At 56.5% G+C, this 2,670-nt stretch carries 3 protein-coding genes; all 3 read right to left on the bottom strand.

Going from position 1 to position 2,670, the window contains the following annotated elements:
• Nucleotides 1-267: 267 nt before the first annotated feature.
• The 3 genes from gltA to ACIQ3A_RS14915 are packed head-to-tail and all read right to left on the bottom strand — an operon-like array spanning nucleotide 268 to nucleotide 2,620.
• On the bottom strand, nucleotides 268-1,566 hold the full coding sequence (gene gltA / locus ACIQ3A_RS14905) for a citrate synthase (RefSeq protein WP_396432511.1): 1,299 nt from the start codon (nucleotides 1,564-1,566) through the stop codon (nucleotides 268-270).
• Between the two features lie 41 nt (nucleotides 1,567-1,607).
• Nucleotides 1,608-1,916: a succinate dehydrogenase assembly factor 2 gene (locus tag ACIQ3A_RS14910; RefSeq protein ID WP_396432512.1), complete on the bottom strand. Its 309-nt coding sequence runs from the start codon at nucleotides 1,914-1,916 to the stop codon at nucleotides 1,608-1,610.
• The gene (locus tag ACIQ3A_RS14915; RefSeq protein WP_396432513.1) at nucleotides 1,916-2,620 is read right to left on the bottom strand and encodes a succinate dehydrogenase iron-sulfur subunit; all 705 of its coding nucleotides are present in this window, start codon (nucleotides 2,618-2,620) and stop codon (nucleotides 1,916-1,918) included. The genes ACIQ3A_RS14910 and ACIQ3A_RS14915 overlap by 1 nt, the downstream gene beginning before the upstream one ends.
• Nucleotides 2,621-2,670: the final 50 nt, after the last annotated feature.

Raw genomic sequence — 2,670 nt, forward strand, 5'->3', positions numbered from 1 at the left:
AAAGCGTACGTGCCATGGTGCTTCCTTCAGTGCAGCTCGCCATTTTATGCGGATCCCATGGCTTGTTTGTCACCCTGGCTCGTGACGTCTTAAGCTTTGAGGGACTTGTGGTGGCAGCGCCGTGGCCGGCAAGGCCTCATCAGTCGCTTCGCGCCAGCAAATCGGCCTTGCGGGCCGCGGCACTGCCACCACAAGGTGGCTCTGAACAAGATGAAACCATGAAAAAAGCCCGCACGGAGCGGGCTTTGGGCTTGGGCATGAACCGGATCAACGCTGCACTTCGCGGCGTGGCGAGCCGACGAACAACTGGCGTGGACGACCAATTTTGTATTCGGGGTCGCTGATCATTTCGTTCAGTTGGGCAATCCAGCCGACGGTGCGGGCCAGCGCGAAGATGCCCGTGAACAGATTGACGGGGATGCCGATGGCACGTTGCACGATGCCGGAGTAGAAATCAACGTTGGGGTAGAGCTTGCGGCTGACAAAGTATTCGTCTTCCAGAGCGATTCTTTCGAGCTCTTTTGCAAGCTTGAAAAGCGGGTCGTTTTCCAGGCCTAGTTCTTTCAGAACTTCATCGCAAGTTTCCTGCATCAGCTTGGCGCGTGGGTCGTAGTTTTTGTAGACACGGTGACCGAAGCCCATCAGCTTGACGTTGGAGTTCTTGTCTTTCACCTGGTTCATGAATTCGCCAACCTTGGACACGCCGCCCATTTTCTGGATGTCTTCCAGCATGTTCAGGCAGGCTTCGTTGGCACCACCGTGAGCCGGGCCCCACAAACAGGCCACACCTGCTGCGATGGCTGCAAACGGGTTGGTACCGGAAGAGCCGCACAGGCGCACAGTCGAGGTGGAGGCGTTTTGTTCGTGGTCTGCATGCAAGATGAAGATGCGGTCCATGGCGCGTTCAAGTACGGGATTGACCTTGTACTCTTCGCAAGGCGTGCCGAACATCATGCGCAGGAAGTTGCCCGCGTAGGACAGTTCATTGCGGGGGTACATGAAAGGCTGGCCCACACCGTATTTGTAAGCCATGGACACCAGGGTCGGCATCTTGGCGATCAGTCGAATCGCAGCGATGTGGCGGTGTTCCGGGTTATTGATGTCGGTGCTGTCATGGTAGAACGCAGACAGAGCGCCCACCAGGCCCGTCAAGACAGCCATGGGATGGGCGTCACGGCGAAAGCCACGCAGGAAAAACTGCATCTGCTCATTGACCATGGTGTGGTTGTTCACCAGTTTATGAAAGTCCTTGCTTTGCTGACCCACAGGCAGTTCGCCATTGAGCAACAAATAGCAGGTGTCCAAGTAGTCGGCCTTGTTGGCCAATTGCTCGATGGGGTAGCCGCGGTAAAGCAGTTCGCCCTTGTCCCCGTCGATGTAGGTGATGGCGGACTGGCAGGAAGCTGTGGACAGGAAACCTGGGTCGTAGGTGAACATGCCACTTTGCGCATACAGCTTGCGAATGTCGATCACGTCGGGCCCGATGTTGCCCGAGTAAACGGGCATCTCGATGCTGGGGCTGCCATCGGAGAATGACAGGGTGGCTTTGTTCTCAGCGAGTTTCATGGTGGGTTTCCTCAGTAATTCCAGGTGTGATCCATTTAAGGTCAAGCTCTCAACATGTCCAGGACTTCGCACACCTCTTCGGTGCTGATCTCTGGCTGCAACGCCTTGCGGCGCAACAGCAAGTCCATGAGATCGTTGTCGGACAGGTCCATCAGCACATACATGCCGCGGGCCTGTCCAACGGTCAATCGAGAACCATGCCGATTGAAAAAGCGCTCGATGAACAAGTCGTTTTCAAGCAGGCCCCGCCGACTGCGCCAACGAAGCTTGCTCAGCGACCGCTCGCTCAAGGGAGCGAGACGGTCTGCGCCAAGCAAAGACGCGTCTTCAAGCAAAGGCGTGACCAGCATCAGACAGCGCGACGGACCATCATCTCTTTGATCTTGCCGATGGCCTTGGTGGGGTTCAGACCTTTGGGGCAAACGTCGACGCAATTCATGATGGTGTGGCAACGGAACAAGCGGTACGGGTCTTCCAGATTGTCCAGGCGCTCGGCCGTGCCCTCATCGCGGCTGTCTGCGATGAAGCGGTAGGCTTGCAGCAAACCCGCTGGGCCCACGAACTTGTCGGGGTTCCACCAGAAACTAGGGCAGGCGGTGGAGCAGCTGGCGCACAAGATGCACTCGTACAGACCGTTCAGCTCATCACGCTCTTCCGGGCTTTGCAGGCGCTCGGTTTCGGGCGGGATGGTGCTGTTGATCAGGTAAGGCTTGATCGAATGGTATTGCTTGAAAAACTGGGTCATGTCCACGATCACGTCGCGGATCACAGGCAAACCAGGCAGGGGTTTCAGCACGATGGTGCCTGGCAGGGTGTTCATGTTGGTGAGACATGCCAAACCATTTTTACCGTTGATGTTCATCGCGTCCGAACCGCACACGCCTTCGCGGCAAGACCGGCGAAAGGAGATGGTGGGATCCACAGCTTTGAGTTTCATCAAGGCGTCAAGCAACATGCGTTCATGGCCGTCCAATTCAACCTGGATGGTTTGCATATAAGGCTTGGCGTCCTTGTCAGGGTCGTAGCGGTAGATCTGGAAAGTACGTAGGGCCATGGATTAACTCCTGTTGGATTCTGGTGATGGGCCGCCGACCTGAGGTGAGC

It is taken from the genome of Limnohabitans sp. (genome assembly GCF_044361985.1).
In the GTDB taxonomy this organism is placed as follows: domain Bacteria; phylum Pseudomonadota; class Gammaproteobacteria; order Burkholderiales; family Burkholderiaceae_C; genus Limnohabitans_A.